Source organism: Kaustia mangrovi (assembly GCF_015482775.1).
GTDB classification, from domain to species: domain Bacteria; phylum Pseudomonadota; class Alphaproteobacteria; order Rhizobiales; family Im1; genus Kaustia; species Kaustia mangrovi.
The window spans coordinates 1,139,607-1,158,245 of record NZ_CP058214.1; the positions used below are offsets into that span (position 1 = coordinate 1,139,607).

Annotated in this window: 14 protein-coding genes; 6 read left to right on the forward strand and 8 right to left on the reverse strand. The window is 66.7% G+C overall.

Features of this window, described 5'->3' with window-relative positions; genetic code table 11:
- Positions 1-266 precede the first annotated feature (266 nt).
- Positions 267-1,169, forward strand: coding sequence for an N-formylglutamate amidohydrolase (locus HW532_RS05440; protein ID WP_213163420.1), 903 nt, complete (start codon positions 267-269; stop codon positions 1,167-1,169).
- A 669-nt stretch (positions 1,170-1,838) separates the two neighbouring features.
- On the forward strand, positions 1,839-2,645 hold the full coding sequence (hisN, locus tag HW532_RS05445) for a histidinol-phosphatase (RefSeq protein ID WP_213163421.1): 807 nt from the start codon (positions 1,839-1,841) through the stop codon (positions 2,643-2,645).
- 13 nt (positions 2,646-2,658) lie between these two features.
- Here the strand turns inward: hisN and HW532_RS05450 are convergent, their stop codons facing one another.
- The 3 genes from HW532_RS05450 to HW532_RS05460 form a co-directional block, all read right to left on the reverse strand.
- A complete protein-coding gene (locus HW532_RS05450; RefSeq protein WP_213163422.1) occupies positions 2,659-3,624 on the reverse strand; it encodes an alpha/beta hydrolase in 966 nt (321 codons plus the stop codon).
- Between the two features lie 115 nt (positions 3,625-3,739).
- A complete protein-coding gene (locus HW532_RS05455) occupies positions 3,740-4,090 on the reverse strand; it encodes a hypothetical protein (RefSeq protein ID WP_213163423.1) in 351 nt (116 codons plus the stop codon).
- 122 nt (positions 4,091-4,212) lie between these two features.
- On the reverse strand, positions 4,213-4,524 hold the full coding sequence (locus tag HW532_RS05460; RefSeq protein WP_213163424.1) for a hypothetical protein: 312 nt from the start codon (positions 4,522-4,524) through the stop codon (positions 4,213-4,215).
- Between the two features lie 248 nt (positions 4,525-4,772).
- Here HW532_RS05460 and HW532_RS05465 point away from each other — a divergent pair, with 248 nt between their 5' ends.
- Positions 4,773-5,237 carry an Hsp20 family protein gene (locus HW532_RS05465; RefSeq protein WP_425491926.1) on the forward strand — a complete coding sequence of 155 codons (465 nt, stop codon included), beginning with the start codon at positions 4,773-4,775 and terminating at the stop codon, positions 5,235-5,237.
- Positions 5,238-5,339: 102 nt separating this feature from the next.
- Here the strand turns inward: HW532_RS05465 and HW532_RS05470 are convergent, their stop codons facing one another.
- From HW532_RS05470 to HW532_RS05480, 3 genes are read right to left on the reverse strand one after another with little or no spacing between them, the layout of a single operon-like run.
- Positions 5,340-6,395 carry a threonine aldolase family protein gene (locus HW532_RS05470; protein ID WP_213163426.1) on the reverse strand — a complete coding sequence of 352 codons (1,056 nt, stop codon included), beginning with the start codon at positions 6,393-6,395 and terminating at the stop codon, positions 5,340-5,342.
- A complete protein-coding gene (locus tag HW532_RS05475; RefSeq protein WP_213163427.1) occupies positions 6,392-7,153 on the reverse strand; it encodes an alpha/beta hydrolase family protein in 762 nt (253 codons plus the stop codon). Before HW532_RS05475 ends, HW532_RS05470 begins: the two co-directional genes overlap by 4 nt.
- An 8-nt stretch (positions 7,154-7,161) precedes the next feature.
- Positions 7,162-8,358 (reverse strand): TolB family protein, encoded by a 1,197-nt coding sequence (locus HW532_RS05480; RefSeq protein WP_213163428.1) that lies wholly within the window; start codon positions 8,356-8,358, stop codon positions 7,162-7,164.
- A 651-nt stretch (positions 8,359-9,009) separates the two neighbouring features.
- Here HW532_RS05480 and gltB point away from each other — a divergent pair.
- The 3 genes from gltB (at position 9,010) to HW532_RS05495 (ending at position 15,735) form a co-directional block, all read left to right on the forward strand.
- Positions 9,010-13,740 (forward strand): glutamate synthase large subunit, encoded by a 4,731-nt coding sequence (gene gltB / locus HW532_RS05485; protein ID WP_213163429.1) that lies wholly within the window; start codon positions 9,010-9,012, stop codon positions 13,738-13,740.
- A gap of 6 nt (positions 13,741-13,746) precedes the next feature.
- Positions 13,747-15,168: a glutamate synthase subunit beta gene (locus tag HW532_RS05490; protein ID WP_213163430.1), complete on the forward strand. Its 1,422-nt coding sequence runs from the start codon at positions 13,747-13,749 to the stop codon at positions 15,166-15,168.
- Positions 15,169-15,246: 78 nt separating this feature from the next.
- Entirely contained in the window at positions 15,247-15,735 is a 489-nt protein-coding gene (locus HW532_RS05495) for an OsmC family protein (RefSeq protein WP_213163431.1), read from the forward strand.
- A 27-nt stretch (positions 15,736-15,762) separates the two neighbouring features.
- On the opposite strand, the gene HW532_RS05500 is transcribed toward HW532_RS05495, so the two are convergent.
- Complete coding sequence (locus HW532_RS05500; RefSeq protein WP_213163432.1) at positions 15,763-16,926, reverse strand: SGNH/GDSL hydrolase family protein; 1,164 nt, start codon at positions 16,924-16,926, stop codon at positions 15,763-15,765.
- Between the two features lie 75 nt (positions 16,927-17,001).
- Positions 17,002-18,225: a lytic murein transglycosylase gene (locus HW532_RS05505; protein WP_213163433.1), complete on the reverse strand. Its 1,224-nt coding sequence runs from the start codon at positions 18,223-18,225 to the stop codon at positions 17,002-17,004.
- Between the last annotated feature and the right edge of the window lie 414 nt (positions 18,226-18,639).

Sequence of the window (18,639 nt, forward strand, 5' to 3'; positions counted from 1 at the left end):
CGTTCATGCGCCAGAGCGCCTCGCCAGGCAAGCCCCGGCCGGTCTTGGGACCGGGTGCCGGTTCAATCCGATTTGAGACCCGTCTACCTGCGAACGGTAAACGCCCTGTGAAGCGGGCGGGTGCCCCATAGCGGTCCATGCGCCGGCGTGTCCTTGCGGCCACATGGCGGACACGGGCTTGCGCCGGCGCCGTCCCGGTTCATAATGACAGACGGGCGTGAGGGAGCGTGACCGGAAGGACAGGGGACTCGGGGCAGACGGAGACCATGGCAGAGACACCGCCCGCAAGCCTGTTCACCCCGCCATTCGAAGTTGTCCGGCCGCGCACCCAGCTTTTCCCGGCCGTCTTCAACTCGCCCCATAGCGGCCGGGTCTATCCGGCGGAGTTCCTGGCCGTCTCCAGGCTCGACGCCCATGCCCTGCGCCGTTCGGAGGACTGCTATGTGGACGAATTGTTCGCCGATGTCGCCTCGCTCGGCTGCCCGCTCCTGAAGGCCCATTTCCCGCGCGCCTATCTCGATGTCAACCGGGAGGCCTACGAGCTCGACCCGACCATGTTCGACGAGCCCCTGCCGGGCTATGTGAACATCTCCTCCATCCGCGTCGCCGGCGGGCTCGGCACGATCCCGCGGATCGTGAGCGATTCGGAGGAGATCTACCGCGCGCCCCTGCGCTTCCCCGAAGCGAAGGCGCGCATTCAGTCGCTCTACATGCCCTATCACCGGTGCCTGGAGGCCCTTGTGGCACGGACCGCACGCATTTTCGGCCACGCGCTGCTGATCGACTGCCACTCCATGCCGTCCTCGGCATCGGGCGCCATGATGGGCGACCTCCTGCCCCGGCCCGACTTCGTGCTCGGCGACCGCTACGGGTCGACATGCTCGCCGGTGGTCACCGATTTCGTCGAGGAGCTCCTGACCAAACGCGGCTATTCGGTCACGCGCAACAAGCCCTATGCCGGCGGCTACATCACGCAGAACTACGGCCGCCCGGTCTCCGGCATCCATGCACTTCAGGTGGAAATCAACCGCGCGCTCTACATGGATGAAGAGACGCTCGCCCATCATGGCGGTTATTACAGGCTGGCAGAGGACGTTCTTCAGGTGATGCGCCAGCTCGTCACGCAGCTTCCCGCTCTCCTGCGCCCCAACCGGATCGCTGCGGAATAGGGCACCGCCAGGGGGCATCTCCGAGACATCTAAACTCCGGACAAAAAAAGGGCCGTTGGCACGGACGTGCAACGGCCCAAGTCTAGGGAGGAAACGCCCAGGAAGGGCTGCGGGCAAGGACGTCGTCCTCAACCCGCACGCCCAATATGACGCTGCAGCGCACAAGGATCAAGGTGCAACGCCAAAAGTGCGACAATCTGTCCAGTAAGAACAGGGGAAAAATACCCGAAAAGAGTCACCTCAGATCGATATAATAATATTTCTAATCAATGAGTTATTGGACCTGTGCCGAAAGACTGAGCGACACAAAGATTGCCCAATAAATGAGCAATTGCATTGCTGCAGTGCACATAAAACGGCCACGATGGACGCACATTTGCGACCCATGCCGTCGCAGGCACCGGAGCGTATGCGGTCGCACGGGCGAATGGACCGGAACAGTCGGGCTCGCGGCGTCGAACATCCAGATAGGTGCGCTGGCGGCGGCTTCAATAGCAAGGCCGGCCGGGCCACGCAACTCATGAGCCAGTGCCCCGGCCTCGATCCCCATGATTCGAGGCCTACCCGGAGGAGAGCGTTGCCTCTGCCACCCCGGCTGGGCTACCTACGGCGGATAGTCAGGCGGCTCTTGCGTGCCGCCCCCTCAACGACCGCCGGAGAACATATCCCATGGCCCTGTTGCCGCCCGCGCAGACCGCCGAACTCGTCGAATTCGCCTGCCATCTCTCGGACGCCGCCGCAGCCGAGATCCTGCCGCTGTTCCGCGCAGGCCTGACCGTGGAGAACAAGGGCGCGAAGGACTACGACCCCGTCACCGAGGCCGACCGCGCGGCGGAGGACGCCATCCGCACGCTCATCGCGCGGCGCTTTCCCGATCACGGTATCTTCGGGGAGGAATATGGCCGCAGCGAAGGCAGCGCCCCCTTCGTCTGGGTGATCGATCCGATCGATGGCACCCGCGCCTTCGTCTGCGGCCTTCCCGTCTGGTCGACGCTGATCGGCCTTCTCCACGAGGGCCGGCCCGTCATCGGGGTGATGAACCAGCCCTTCGTCGGTGAGCGATTCGTGGCCGGCCCTGAGCAGGCCTATATGGAAACCGCGCGAGGGCGCACCGAGCTCGCCGCGCGCGGGACGGACACCCTGTCCGCCGCCATCGTCTCGACCACGACCTCCGATCTCTATACCGCGCCCCGGCAGGCCGCCGCCCTCTCCGCCCTCAGACACAAGACGCGGATGATCCGCTACGGGACGGACGCCTACGCCTATGCGCTGCTCGCGGCCGGGCATATCGACATCGCGCTCGATGTGGCCATGGCGCCATACGACATCGTCGCGCTGATCCCGCTGATCGAGCGCGCCGGCGGGGTGGTCACGACCTGGGACGGCGAGCCCGCCGATCAGGGCGGCGACATCGTCGCCTCGGCCTCGCCCGCGCTTCATGCGCAGGTCCTGGAGGTCCTGAAGGGACAGTCCTGAACCGGCGCCCGCCTCACGCCGCACTGGCGCGCAGCGCGTCGCGGTGTTCGTGGACGAAGCTGTCGAAGGCCGCCCAGAACTGCGACTGGAACAGGTCGCGCTCCATCAGGAGCTCGTGACGGGCCTTGTCCACGGTGACGGCCGGCAGGATGGACAGGCCGTGCGCGAAGGCGGCGATGGCTTCCGGCGAGACGACCCGGTCGTCGCCCGGCGTCACGATCAGCACGGGCGTCCGGAAGGGGGTTTGCGTCGCCATGTGCCGGAGCCTGGCCGTCGCCGCCAGCGCCGCATTGACCCAGCCGATGGTCGGACCGCCAACGCCCAGATAGGAGGCCGAGTCCAGAACCGCCGCCGTGCGCAGGAAGCGCCGCTCGTCGGAGGTCAGGGGATTGTCCTTGAAATCCTTCGCGCGCGGCAACCTGCTACCGTGTCCCGGTACATAAAGCCTGCCGAGCCCGATCATGACGGCGACCGCGGTGACGGCGCGAACCAGTTTCCAAGGCGCCCCGTGCGGCGCAAGGCCGACCAGCGGCGCGACCGTGACCACCTTGGAGAACCAGGTGCGCGTGGCGAGCGCACGCAGCACGATATTGCCGCCCATCGAATGGGCCAGCGCGTAATAGGGCGGCGGGCAGTCCGGCAGCACCACCTCGCGCATGAAGGTCGCAAGATCCTCGTCATATTGGGCAAAGCGTCGGATATGACCCTTGCGCGGATTGTTCAGGAGCCGTTCCGACCCGCCCTGCCCGCGCCAGTCGAGCGTGGCGACGGCGAAGTCCCGCTCGCGCAGGCGCGCAATGGGCTCGTAATATTTCTCGATGAACTCGCCGCGCCCCTGGAACAGGCAGACCGTCCCGCGATTCGGCTTGTCGTGAATGCCGCAGGTCGCATAGCGCAGACGCAGATTGTCCCGCGTCTTGATCGTGCCGCCCTCAAGCCCCTCGGGCCTGGGGTTTCCGGATGTTTCGACCAGCTCCATATCCCCTCCCGGACCGTCGCGCATAGGTGCCCACCGCCCGCTACAATACCCGAAACCCCGCCCGGGGGCAGCCCGGGCGGGGTCGACGGGGCACCTTTCGCACGCGCGGAAGCCGTCAGATCCGGTAACGGCCGACGATCCGGCCATTACGCGCGTTCACCTTGACCATATAGAGGCGATGATGCTTGCGCGCGACAAAGCCGTAGATCTTGCCACGGCAGTCGCGGGCGCGAATGCGGTGATAGCCGTGCCGGCGCACGATGTGGCGCGCCTGCCCGCAGCTCAGCCGGTAGCGCGGGCGCGGTGCCGGGTAATACCCCGGATAATGGGCCGGCGCGCCATAGCCAAATCCCGGAACGCCGATCCCGAAATAGACACCGACATTGCCGGCCTCCGCCTCGCCGGGCTGGAAGGCCATGGCTGCAAGGGCGAGAGCACCGGCCGCAAGGGCAGTCTTCTTCAACATTGTTTGCATCCTTCAGGCTGTCCTGACACAGATCCGCTCATGGCCCGCCGACACCATGACGATACGGGCGATGTTGCCGGGAGGCTCCTGAACGGAACCGGAAGGCCCGGTTCATCCCGCATTCATTGTCGGGGGATGGGCTCCACGCGCTCGATCCAGCCCCATCGCGCATCGAAGGTGACGTAGTAGAGCCGTCCGCCCTTGCGCGTGACGAAGCCATAGGTGTCGCCCGCGCAGTCGGCCCTGCGGACGACCTCGTAGCCTTTCGATTCGACGATCAGCCGCGCATGGGTGCAGGTGTATTCCACGGCGTTGAAGAATCCGCCGCGCGCCAGGATCGGCCTGTCCGTCCCGGCCGCTCCGGCCGGGGCGCCGGCAGCCAGGACAGGGGTCGCAATGGCCACAATGGCCGCATGAAACAACGATCTCGCCATGACGGGCGCTCCCTGAAAGCCCCCTCCGCCATCGCTATACACGGTCTCCAGTCTACACCATCCAGGCCAGTCTCGGGCGCGCGAAGCCGGGCTCTCCATTCACTACCGCGCGAGGTCTTGAATGCCCCGTCCGCGCTCCCTATCTCGATTTGTGCAGGCGCCGATGACGGGTCTGCACCCATGAATGGCAGAGCATGCCCGGCCATGATGGCGGGCATCGCACGAAACATTGCTCAACTCTCAGGAGGATGTTCACCATGTTCGATCTGACCCCCCTTTATCGGTCCACCGTCGGCTTCGACCGTCTGGCCTCCATGCTCGAATCGATGGGGCATGCGGAAGGCAATGGCACAGGCTACCCGCCCTACAACATTGAGCGCATCGGCGATGACGAGTATCGCGTCACCATGGCCGTGGCGGGCTTCAGCCCGGAGGAGCTCAATGTCGAGGTCAAGGAAAACAGCCTGACCATCAGCGCGAACAAGACGGAGAAACCCGGCTCCGACAGCTCGGTGCTCTATCGCGGTATCGCGTCGCGCAATTTCGAGCGCCGCTTCCAGCTCGCCGACTTCGTGAAGGTGACGGGCGCGAGCCTCGAAAACGGCCTGCTGCATGTCGAGCTCAAGCGTGAGCTTCCCGAAGCCAAGAAGCCGCGCACCATCGAGATCCAGAAGGTGACCGGCAGCAAGGCGATCGAGCAGAAGGCCGCGTAACGGCCGACGCCCGAACGCTTCGACCCATGACCAGAGGGGGGCGCTCCACTCCGGAGCGCCCTCTTTTTTTTGCACAGCGTGCCTGTCGGGCCGGCTCGCGTATCAGGCCGCGCCCGATGAGGCCCCCTCGCGGGCGAGCGACACGAACGCGTCGACATCAGCCTGCGCGGTGGCGAATGAGGTGACAAGCCGGATCATCACCTCTCCCGGCCCGGCGTCCTCGCCGGGCCATTTGTGATAGACGGCGCCGGCCGCCTGCAGGCGCCGGTGCAGCGCGTCCGGGATGATCGGGAACAGCTCGTTCGCCTCCACGGGCGAAGACAAGCGCACGCCCGGCACCGCCTTCAGCCCGTCGGCCAACCGCGCAGCCATGGCATTGGCATGGCGCGCATTGGCGAGCCACACATCGTTCTCCAGAAGCCCCACGGCCTGCGCGGCGAGGAACCGCCCCTTCGACCACAGATGGCCCGCCCGCTTGCGCCGATAGATGAAATCCTCCGCAAGCGCGGGATCGAAGAACACGACGGCCTCCGCCGCGAGCGCGCCGTTCTTCGTGAAGCCGAAGCTCAAGACGTCGACACCCACCTTCCAGGTGATCTCCGCCGGCGCCAGGCCGAGCGCGGCCACCGCATTGGCAAGGCGCGCGCCGTCCATATGGACCTTGAGCCCGTGGCCATGGGCGAGCTCGCTCAGGGCCGCGATCTCGCCCGGCTGGTAGAGCGTGCCGATTTCCGTCGACTGGGTGAGGCTCACCGAGGACGCCTTCACGCTGTGCGGGGGATGGTCGAGCGCGGCGACCGTCTCCGCCACCCCACCGGGCAGGATCTTGCCGCCCTCGCCTTCGACGGGCACGAGCTTCGCGCCGCCGGTGAGAAGCTCCGGCGCGCCGCATTCGTCGACCATGATATGGCTTGCGGGATGGCATAGCACCGCGCCATAGGGCGGCGTGATCGCGGATAGCGACAACGCGTTCGCCGCCGAGCCCGTGGTCACCAGATAGGCCTCGACCTCGCGTTCGAAGACCTCCGAGATCAGGGTTTCGGCATGTTCCGTCCACCGGTCGCCGCCATAGGAGCGCTCCGCATCCGCATTGCAGCGCTGAAGCGCATCCATCACCTGCGGGCAGGCGCCCCACACATTGTCGCTGGCGAAATTCATGAAATCCTGTCCCCATTGTGAAGCGTCACGGGCGGCAGCGTCTCAGCCGGCTCGAGCCCGAGCACCCGCGCGTAGAAGGCATATTCCGCCTGGAGCGCGGCGATCACCGTCTCCGCCTTTCGGAAGCCGTGCCCCTCGCCATCGAACTCGATATAGCCGACCGGCACGCCGCGGCCCTTCAGGCTTTCCACCATGCGGCGGGACTGGTCGGGCGGCACCACCGCATCGTCGCTGCCCTGGAAGAAGAAGACGGGAACGGAGATCCGGCCTGCATGACAGAGCGGCGAGCGCGCGGCGAACACAGCCTCCGTCTCGCCGGGCTCGGTGCCTGTCAGCCGGTAGATATAGCCGGACTCGAACTTGTGGGTGAGCTTCAGGAGCTGGTCCAGATCGCCGATTCCGTAATAGGAGACGCCGGCGGCAAAAACGTCGTGGAAGGTCAGCGCGGCGAGCACGGTAAAGCCGCCCGCGCTCGAGCCGGAGATCAGCAGGCGCCGCCCGTCGGCAAGCCCGCGCGAGACCATGGCGCGGGCGGCGAAGATCACATCCTCCACATCGCGCACGCCCCACGCCCCGTCGAGCGCCTCGCGATAGGCCCGGCCATAGCCCCAGCTCCCGCCATAGTCCACATCGAGAAAGGCGAAGCCCCGGCTCGTCCAGTACTGGATCTTGAGCTTGAGGCCGCGGTCGGCCATGCCCGTCGGCCCGCCATGGGCGGAGACGATCATGGGCGGCGCCTCTCCGTCCGGTCCCGACACCTCGGTATTCATGGGGGATAGTAGAGTGCATGGACCGGAGCGCCATCGGGCCGGGCCACCGTCACCGGCTCGCCGCGCGAGACCGCGCCGGCCTCCAGCTCCACCTCCGCGCCGTGCCTCAGGACCTCGACATCCCCCGCCTTGCCGTCGCCGACCGGGATGCGCACCAGGCTCGGCGCCAGATCGTCGGCGGAGGCGATGGCATAGACCGCATCGCCCGCGGCATGCGGATTCGATATGTCGCGGAACGGCAACGCCAGCGGTTCCAGCCCGCCCGTGCCGGGGCCGACAAGTCCCGCACGCACCTCGCCATCCTCCACATAGGTCGCAAAGATGCGCCCATCCTCCAGCAACGCATAGCTCGTCGTGCCGAGCACCCAGAGCGGCGCGCCGAACTCGGCCTCGCGCGGGCAAAGCGCATGGACCGCCTCGCCGTCCCACATCATGAGATTGCCCCAGCCGCCGGCATCGCTCACGAAGAACAGCCTGCCGTCCGGTGTCCACTCCGGCTGGAACACGCTCGCCCCCGAGCCTCCCGCAATGTGGGAAAGCGTCGCCACGCCCCCTTCGTCGTCCAGATCGGCCACCATCAGGCGCGCCTCGTCCCACGGCATTCCGGGCAGTGCCCATTCGATGAAGGCAAGCCGCCGTCCCCCGCCGTCGAGCCGCGGGAACGCGTAGAAGTCCGCACCCTCCACCAGGGGCGACACCTCGCCCCTCCGGCGCTCGCCGAGCGCAATCGCGACGATGAGATTGTCCGGCTCCAGGCTCTGACCGTCCGGATGGCGTTCGGCTATGGCGATCAGCCGGTTCTGGCGGGCATCGTGGACGAGCTCTGCGAAGCGCAGATCGGGCCTGTTGGTCAGCCGTTCCACCGACTGGCCGTTCGCCACATGGATCTCCTGATCCTCCGCACTCACGAAATAGACGATATTGCCCGCGGCCAGGAACTCGCCGCCGCCATATTCGTGGACGCGCGAGCGCGCCGACCAAGGTGCCGGCAGCATCTCCTCCGGCCGCTTTCGCCCGGCCCTGATGCGCATGATGGCCGCGCGGCCGCCTTCATCGGGCCGGCCCTCTGCCCACATGACGGCATCGCCGTCCGTCTGCAGCAGACCGAAACGGAGGGATTTCGCGGCAACCTGATCCGCCGCGATCGGCGAGGGCCAGGTCCCGTAAGGCAGGATACGTCGGCTAGAGGTCATGACCGGTCCGGTTCAGTGCTCTGTCGATGCTGTGTCACAAAAATGCGGTGAATTAACGGACTGGCTCGTTCAGGGCGATGCCGGACCGCCATACAGGGAAATTTTGTTACGTCTGCGCTCGCGTGGCATATTGAAACTTGCGTCGCCAATTGAAATCTGGCATGTTCGCGGCGGATAGGACAGCATCACTGTCCTATCCAATCGACGAGCCGGGCGGTCCAGACGCCAGAGGAACGACTTCATGACCCGTGACGTGACAGCGCGGCCCAAACGGCTCGACGACCATAGGCAGGATGGGCGGACCAACGCAACGACCATGTAGCAGGCGGCCCATCACCTGAACGATCCGGCCGCACGTCTTCTGCCACGCGACATCCCGAAAACGCGCGAGAGGCACGGCCGGCCCGGCCCTTCCCATGAGGGCAGGTTCCGAAAAGGCGGCGATCACACCGGTGCCGGTCACCGGACGGAGCCCCCTGCCCCGGATGACCGGGGCCACGCGAACCGCCGGGCACCGGATCGACCTGCAAGCGGGCAAGACCGCCCGGTTGCAGAAAGATCGATCGGCCATAAAGCGCTGGAGCGCCCCGGACGGGGCACTCCAGACCACCGCGTCCCCGTTCCGGGACGCAGAAGGGGGAGATGCGAAGAATGGATGAGGTGAGAATGCAGAACGGCTCGCGGTCACAGGAGACGAACGCCACGACAGGGTCCAACGGGCACACCATGCACAAAGCCCTGCCGACACCGCGCGGTCTCTACGATCCGGCCAACGAGCACGATTCCTGCGGCATCGGCCTTATCTGCAACATCCGCAACGAGGCGAGCCACAAGGTCGTCTCGGACGGTCTGCGCATCCTCGTCAATCTGGAGCATCGCGGCGCGGTCGGCGCGGATCCGAAGGCCGGAGACGGCTGCGGCATCCTGATCCAGCTGCCCCACGATTTCTTCGCCGCGGAGGCTGAACGCCTCGGCTTCAGCCTGCCAGAGCCCGGCCATTACGGCGTCGGCCAGCTCTTCATGCCCCACGATGCGGCCATGCGCGCGCGCATCAAGGCGATGTTCGAGGAGACGGCGCGCGACGAGGGCCTGGAGGTCCTGGGCTGGCGCGACGTGCCGGTCGACAATTCCGTGCTGGGCGAGACGGTGAAACCCGCCGAACCGTTCCACTGCCAGATGTTCGTGCGCCGCGGCGACCAGCCCGATCAGGAGACCTTCGAGCGCAAGCTCTTCGTCATGCGCAAGGTCGTCTCCAACCGCGTCATCGCGCTGAAGGAGCCGGAGGCGCGCGGCTACTACGCCGTGTCCTGCTCGTCGCGCACCATCGTCTACAAGGGTCTGGTGCTCGCCGCGGCACTCGGCGAGTACTACACCGACCTTGCCGACGAGCGGGTGAGCTCCGCGCTGGCGCTCGTCCACCAGCGCTTCTCCACCAACACTTTCCCGTCCTGGCCGCTCGCCCACCCCTACCGGTTCATCTGCCACAATGGCGAGATCAACACGCTGAGGGGCAACTACAACTGGATGGCCGCGCGCCAGGCAACCATGCGCTCCGACATCTTCGGCGGCGACATGGCGAAGCTGTGGCCGATTTCCTATGAGGGCCAGTCGGATTCCGCCTGTTTCGACAACGCCATGGAGCTCCTCTTCCAGGGCGGATACGCGCTGCCCCATGCCGCCATGATGCTCATCCCGGAAGCCTGGGCCGGCAATCCGCTGATGGACGAGGACCGGCGCGCCTTCTACGAGTATCACGCCGCCCTCATGGAGCCGTGGGACGGGCCGGCCGCCATCGCCTTCACCGACGGGCGGATCATCGGCGCGACCCTCGACCGCAACGGGCTCAGGCCCGCGCGCTATCTCGTCACCGACGACGGCTATGTGCTGCTCGCCTCCGAGATGGGCGTTCTCGACTTCGCGGAGGAGCGCATCGCCAGCAAGTGGCGCCTGCAGCCCGGCCGCATGCTGCTCATCGATCTGGAGGAGCAGCGCATCGTGTCCGACGACGAGCTCAAGTCGTCGCTGGCCACGCGCTACCCCTATCAGGAATGGCTCGACCGCACCCAGATCCGGGTGCGCGAGCTGCCGGAGGTGAGCGCGGCGGGAACGCGGCCCAACGTGCCGCTCATCGACCGCCAGCAGGCCTTCGGCTACACCGAGGAGGACCTGAAGTTCCTCATGGCGCCGATGGCGACCACGGGCCAGGAGGCCGTGGGCTCCATGGGCACGGACACGCCGATCTCGGCGCTGTCTGACAAGCCGAAGTCGATCCACACCTATTTCAAGCAGAACTTCGCGCAGGTGACGAACCCGCCGATCGACCCGATCCGCGAGGAGATCGTCATGTCGCTCGTCTCCTTCATCGGCCCGCGCCCCAACCTGCTCGACCTGAAGGGCACCTCGACCCATATGCGGCTCGAGGTCGCCCAGCCGGTGCTCTCCAACAAGGACCTGGAGAAGATCCGCGCCATCGGCGATATCGGCGACAACCACTTCCAGACCAAGACGCTCGACATCACCTACAATGTGGCGCGCGGCCCCGGCCACATGGAGGAGGCGATCACGACGCTGTGCGGGCGCGCCGAGCACGCGGTCCGCGAGGGCTACAACATCATCATCCTGTCGGACCGGCTCGTCAGTCACGACCGGGTGGCGATCCCGGCGCTCCTGGCGACCTCGTCGGTGCACCATCACCTGATCCGCAAGGGTCTGAGGACTTCTGTCGGCCTCGTGGTGGAGACGGGCGAGGCGCGCGAAGTGCACCAGTTCTGCACGCTCGCCGGCTACGGGGCGGAGGCCATCAACCCCTATCTCGCCTTCGAGACCATCGAGGCGATGCTGCCCACGCTGGAGGAGGAGCTCACCCGCAAGGACGCCTTCAAGCGCTACATCAAGGCGGTGGACAAGGGCATCCTGAAGGTGATGTCCAAGATGGGCATCTCCACCTACCAGTCCTATTGCGGCGCGCAGATCTTCGACGCCGTCGGGCTCAAGCAGGAGTTCGTGGACCGCTACTTCACCGGCACGGCCAGCCAGATCGAGGGTGTGGGTCTGAAGGAGATCGCGCATGAGACCTTCGTGCGCCACGGCGAGGCCTTCGGCGACAACCCGCTCTATGTGGATACGCTCGATGTCGGCGGCGACTATGCCTTCCGCGTGCGCGGCGAGGCCCATATGTGGACGCCCGATTCGATCGCGCATCTCCAGCATGCGGTGCGCGGCAACCTGCCCGACGAGTACCGCTCCTACGCGCAGATGATCAACGAGCAGAGCGAGAAGCTCATGACGCTGCGCGGCCTGTTCCGCCTGAAGACGGCGGAGGAGACGGGGCGCGCGCCCGTGCCGCTCGACGAGGTGGAGCCGGCGGCGGAGATCGTGAAGCGCTTCTCCACCGGCGCCATGTCCTTCGGCTCGATCAGCCGGGAGGCCCATACGAGCCTCGCCGTCGCCATGAACCGCATGGGCGGCAAGTCGAACACCGGCGAGGGCGGCGAGGAGGCCGACCGCTTCAAGCGCCTGCCGAACGGCGATTCCATGCGCTCCGCCATCAAGCAGGTGGCCTCCGGCCGCTTCGGCGTGACGGCGGAATATCTGGTCAATGCCGACCAGATCCAGATCAAGATGGCGCAGGGCGCCAAGCCCGGCGAGGGCGGCCAGCTTCCCGGCCACAAGGTCGACGCGACCATCGCGAAGGTGCGTTTCTCGACCCCCGGCGTGGCGCTCATTTCGCCGCCGCCGCACCATGACATCTATTCCATCGAGGACCTGGCCCAGCTCATCTTCGATCTGAAGAACGTCAACCCGAAGGCGTCCATCTCCGTGAAGCTCGTCTCCGAGATCGGTGTGGGCACGGTCGCCGCGGGCGTCGCCAAGGCGCGCGCCGATCATGTGACCATCGCGGGCTTCGAGGGCGGCACGGGCGCGAGCCCCCTGACCTCCATCAAGCATGCCGGCAGCCCCTGGGAGATCGGCCTTGCGGAGACCCAGCAGACGCTGGTGAAGAACCGGCTGCGCGGGCGCATCGCCGTGCAGGTCGACGGCGGCCTGCGCACCGGCCGCGACGTCGTGATCGCCGCGCTCCTCGGCGCCGACGAGATGGGCTTCGCCACCGCGCCGCTCATCGCCATCGGCTGCCTGATGATGCGCAAGTGCCATCTGAACACCTGCCCGGTGGGCATCGCGACGCAGGATCCAGTGCTCAGGAAGCGTTTCAAGGGCGCGCCCGAGCACGCCATCAACTACTTCTTCTTCGTCGCCGAGGAGGTGCGCGAGCTGATGGCGCAGATGGGCTTCCGCACGCTGGACGAGATGATCGGCCACTCCGAATTCATCGACAAGCGCGAGGCCATCGACCACTGGAAGGCCCGCGGGCTCGATTTCTCCCGCCTGCTGCACAAGGAAGAGGCCGGACCCGAGGTCGCGATCCACAATAGCGAGCAGCAGAAGCACCAGATCGACGACGTGCTGGACCGCCGCCTCATCGCGCAAGCCGAGCCCGCGCTCGCCTCCGGGACGCCGGTGCAGATCTCGTCCGCCGTTCGCAATACCGACCGCAGCGTGGGCGCCATGCTGTCGGGCGAGCTCGCCGCGCGCCACGGCCACAAGGGGCTTCCCGACGACACGATCTCGATCCGCCTCGACGGCACGGCGGGGCAGAGCTTCGGCGCCTGGGTCGCACGCGGCATCACGCTCGACCTCGCCGGCGACGCCAACGACTATGTGGGCAAGGGGCTGTCGGGCGGACGGCTGGTCGTGAGGCCGCCGGAGTCCTCCGGCATCGTCGCGGAGGACAGCATCATCGTCGGCAACACGGTCCTCTACGGGGCGATCTCCGGGGAATGCTATTTCCGCGGCCAGGCGGGCGAGCGCTTCGCGGTGCGCAATTCCGGCGCCATCGCGGTCGTGGAGGGCGTCGGCGACCATGGCTGCGAATACATGACCGGCGGCATCGTCGTCGTGCTCGGAACCACGGGTCGCAATTTCGCTGCCGGCATGTCGGGCGGCATCGCCTATGTCCTCGACGAGCTCGGCGATTTCAACCAGCGCTGCAACCTCTCCATGGTGGACCTCGAGCCCGTCACCCACGAGGACGACACGATCGAGCGCCTGCACCATCACGGCGGCGATCTGGAAAGCCACGGGCTCGTCGATGTGCGCTCCGACCTCAACCATCACGACGAGGAACGCCTGCACGAGCTGATCGTGCGGCATGCGCGCTACACGAACTCCACCCGTGCGCAGGCCATTCTGGAGAACTGGGAGGCGTTCCTGCCGAAATTCGTGAAGATCATGCCGCTGGAGTACCGCCGCGCGCTTCTGGAGATCGAACAGGCCCAGACCGAAACGGGCGACATGCGAATCGGCGTCGAGCGGAGGGCTTAAGGACCAATGGGCAAGATTACCGGATTTCTCGAAATCGACCGTCAGGAACAGGCCTACGCGCCCGCCGGCGACCGCATCCGCCATTTCCGCGAATTCGTGATCCCCATGGAGGATCGCGACGTGGAGCGGCAGGCCCAGCGCTGCATGGATTGCGGGATCCCCTACTGCCACACCGGCTGCCCGGTGAACAACCAGATCCCCGACTGGAACGACCTCGTCTACCAGAAGGACTGGACGCGGGCGGCGCGCAACCTGCACTCCACCAACAATTTCCCCGAGATCACGGGCCGCATCTGCCCCGCACCCTGCGAGGAGGCGTGCACGCTCAATCTCGAGGATGCGCCAGTCACCATCAAGTCCATCGAATGCGCCATCGCCGACAAGGCTCTCTCTGAAGGGTGGGTCGCACCGGTCAAGCCGGAATACCGCACCGGCAAGAATGTTGCGGTCGTGGGCTCGGGCCCTGCCGGCCTCGCCGCCGCGCAGCAGCTCGCCCGGGCCGGCCACGACGTGCACGTCTTCGAGCGCCAGGCCCATGCCGGCGGCCTCCTGCGCTACGGCATTCCCGACTTCAAGATGGAGAAGCACCATATCGACCTCCGCGTGCGGCAGATGGAGGAGGAGGGCGTGACCTTCCACTTCAACGCCAATATCGGCGTGGAGCGGCCCATGCGCGAGCTGATCGACGGCTTCGACGCGGTGCTTCTGACCTGCGGCGCGGAGCGCCCGCGCGATCCCGGCCTGCCGGGCCTTGAGCTGGACGGCGTGGAGTACGCCATGCCCTATCTCATCCAGCAGAACAAGCGGGTGGGCGGCGAGAGCCTCGACCGCGACGGCGCACCGATCCTCGCTGGCGGCAAGCATGTCGTGGTGATCGGCGGCGGCGATACCGCATCCGACTGCATCGGCACCGCCTTCCGTCAGGCCGCCCTCTCCGTCACCCAGCTCGACATCCGCCCGATGCCGCCGCTGAGGGAGGACAAGCTGAGCATCTGGCCCTATTGGCCGACGAAGTTCCGCACCTCCTCCTCGCAGGCGGAGGGCGCGGAGCGCGAGTTCTCCTGCGTGACGCTGGGGCTGGAGGGCGAGAACGGCCATGTGACCGCCGTGCGCTGCGCGCGCTGCGACGAGAGCCGCAAGCCGATCGCCGGGACGGAGTTCACGCTCAGGGCGGATCTGGTCCTCCTCGCCATCGGCTTTGCCGGACCGCTCGAGGAAGGGCTCCTGGAGGAGTTCCCGCTCGAGCGCGACGGGCGCACCAATGTGAAGGCCGATACGCAGGACTATCTCACCTCGCACCCGAAGGTCTTCGCCGCCGGCGACATGAGAAAGGGACAGTCGCTCGTCGTCTGGGCCATCCGCGAGGGCCGGCAGGCCGCCCACTCCATCGACAAGTTCCTGATGGGCCACACCGAGCTGCCGCGCTAGAGTCCGATCCGACCAAACCGCCCCGGCCCACGCTCCCCGCAAGGGTCGGGCGCCGCCACGACCGGAGGAATACGGATCATGTCGTCCACCATGGACCACACCTACACCGTCACCGTCTCATGGACCGGCAATAACGGCGAGGGAACGGCGGACTATCGCAGCTTCGGGCGCGACCACGACATCGTCGTGGAGGGCAAGCCGGTGCTTGCGGGCTCCGCCGATCCGCTGTTCCGCGGCGACCGCGCGCGGCACAATCCGGAAGACCTTCTGGTGGCCTCCCTGTCGGCCTGCCACATGCTCTGGTACCTCCATCTGTGCGCGGAGGCCGGCGTGGTCGTCACCGCCTATGAGGACCGCGCGGAAGGCAAGATGGTGTTCGGCCGCGACGGCAGCGGCGGCCATTTCGAGGAGGTGATCCTGCGCCCGCGCATCACCGTGACCGCGGCGAGTGACGCTTCAGTTGCCGCGGCGCTCCACGCCGATGCGCACGCAAAGTGCTTCATCGCGAACTCGGTAAACTTCCCCGTCCGCCACAAGCCGGAAATCTCCAAGGAAGGCGGCGCCTGACCCTCGCGCGGGCGACAGGCCTGACCGCTATTCGCCCGACCAGGCGAAATCGTCGGCTCTGCCGGGCTTGGGGGCCGGCAGGGCGCCGCGGCTGAACAGGGCATCGGCCACGGAACCGCGCGCCGCCGACCGGCGCAGGATCTGGAGTTGCGCCTCGACGGGGCCGAAATCGCCCTTGCGCGCACGCACCTCCTCCTCCGACATCACCGTTTCGAGCGCGAAGGGCACCAGGCCCCCGGCCCGCTCGCCGGCTGCGGCATCGGGCAATTCGGAAATCTGGCTGCCATAGGCCGGTATGGACGGCTCGATCTCGAGGGCATCTCCATCGCCCGCCTCCTGGCCGAAGGCGGGAAGCTCGGTCACCTCCACCTCGTTGCCGGAACGCACGGCGACGGTCTGGTCCGCCGCCTCGACGGCCCGGCGGAGTTCGTCGAGCACGAGATCGGCCAGCTTGTCGTTGCCGCGGTCGACGAAATGAATCCCGTCGCGCGCCCGCAGGCGTCCATAGATGCCGTTGTGGCCGTAGCCGCTTTCGGCAAACCCGCCATCGGGACCGGCGAAGGCGGCCCTGGTATCGATGAACTTGATGCCCGCCTCGCTCACGCGCTTGCGCTGCAGCTCCGTGACGAGCTCCATCGCCTTGTCGTTGTCGTGATTGAGCATGGCCGGCATGCCGAGCCAGTAGACGGCAACATTGTTCTCCATGAGCGTGGTGACGAAGGCCTCCAGCGCCTCGTTATAGGCGGCAAGCCACTCCTTGGACCCGAAGCTCACGGTCTTGCCGTCGATGCGCATGTCCTGACTGTCGTTCATGCCGAGCATCACGACGGCGATATGCACCTCGTTGCGCGCGAGAATGCCCTCGATGGCCTGCGGCCAGTCGTAGATGTCCGGCCGGGTGAAGCCCGTCGCGTCCTTGGTGCGCACATTGAGCACGAAGCGGCTGTCGTCCTGCGCCAGGCGGTCGAGGCCGTCCGACAGCCCGCCGGCCATGGAATCGCCGATGACGAAGAGCTGGTATTCCGAGCGCACCTCGTTGAGATACATCGGGTCGGGCTTCGGCCGCGGCACCACGATCGTTTGCGCGAAGACCGATCCCCCGCCGGCCGCAAGGACGGCCGCCGCAAGGACGAGACCGGCGAGCAACCGGCCGCCGCCCGCCAATGACCGGATAGAATGTCGCGCGATCATGAGCCGCTTCCTCGATCCCGGACGCGGCGCATCGCTGTGCCGCGCTGTCTCCCCCAGGATCCGAGGGTACAGCGGCTAGCGCAGGCGCTCAAGCAATGCCGTTGTGGGGTAGCCGTCGGGGGCGAGGCCGAGCCGGCCCTGAACATGGCGCACCGCCGACAGGGTGCGCGGACCGAGCCGCCCGTCTATGCCGCCCGTATCGTAGCCCCGGCGGTTGAGCAGGCGCTGGAGCTCCTGGGTCTCGGAATGGGACAGCGGGCGCTCGTCGCGCGGCCAGCGCGCCGCGATCTGCGGGGCGCCGGCGATCCGGTCGGCCAGATGCCCCACGGCCAGCGCGTAGGCCGTCGCATTGTTGTAGCGCAGGATGGCGCGGAAGTTCTTCGTCACCAGAAAGGCGGGTCCGCGCGCGCCGGCCGGCAGGATGATGGAGGATTCCGGCGCCCAGGCCCCGAAATTGCCGCCGCGCACGGGCTTCACGCCGAGGCGCGCCCAGTCGGCGACGATCTTCTCGGTCCCGGTCCCGACGAGACTGTAGTCGAAGCCGCGCGGCAGCTTGACCTCCCAGCCCCAGGGCACGCCCTCCTGCCAGCCCGAGCGCTTCAAGTAGTTCGCCGTCGAGGCGAGCGCGTCGGAGGTGCTGCGCCAGATGTCGCGCGTGCCGTCCCCCGTCCAGTCGACCGCATAGGCCTCGTAGGTGGTGGGAATGAACTGGGTGTGGCCCATCGCACCGGCCCACGAGCCGGTCATGTATTCGACGGGAATGTCCCCGTTCTGGAGGATCTTCAGGGCAGCGAGGAGCTGCTGGCGGCCGAATTTCTGCCGCCGGCCCGTATAGGCGAGCGTGGCCAGCGAGCGGATGACATATTTGTCGCCCTTGTGGGAGCCGTAATTGCTCTCCATGCCCCAGATCGCGAGCAGGATGTTGCGGTCCACGCCATAGCGCGCCTCGATGGCGGCGATCCGGTCGCCGACCTCGCGCCCCGCCGCGCGCCCGGCCGCGATGCGCTCCTCGGTCACGCGCCTGTCGAGATAGGTCCAGACGGGCGTCTTGAACTCCGCCTGGTTGGCGTTCCGCTCCAGGATGTCGGGATCGGGGCGCACGCCGCGGAACGCGGCCCGGTAGGTCTCGCGCGATATGCCGGCCTTGCGCGCCTGCGACCAGAAGCCCGCGACGAAGCGCTCGAAGCTCGCCGTATCGCCCGACCCGCCGGTATTGGCCAGCACTCCGGTGACCGCGCATCCCGCGATGACCGCGCCGGCGACGACTGTCCTCGACCAAGATCCGATGCCCAACCGCATGAGCGATCCCCTGTCCTTGCAAAGCGCCCTGCCCTCGCCGTCCGTTGTGGCACCGCCGCGGTTAACAGTCTGTTGCTGCACCTTCCCGTCCCCCCGGCGGCCGCCCGGATCGCCCCCGGAACCTCGAATGCATACAAATATATAGCTTGAATACACCTAAAACGTGCATTCAGTTGCTTTGATATCTGTGGATATTTTGCAACCAAAACAAAAATATCCCGAAAACCGGGACAGAAAGATTGACAGAAATCGGTGAGAAAGAGGAAAACCCTTATGGTTGCACAACTCTTGTATAGACGTTTTGGTTGCACAACAACGAATCCGGCCGAACCAGTTACGCCGTTGCGAAGAAGCAGGTAGCCGCCATCTTGGCCATACCGGCCCCTCGGCAACGGCCGACGCCATTGAGGGGTA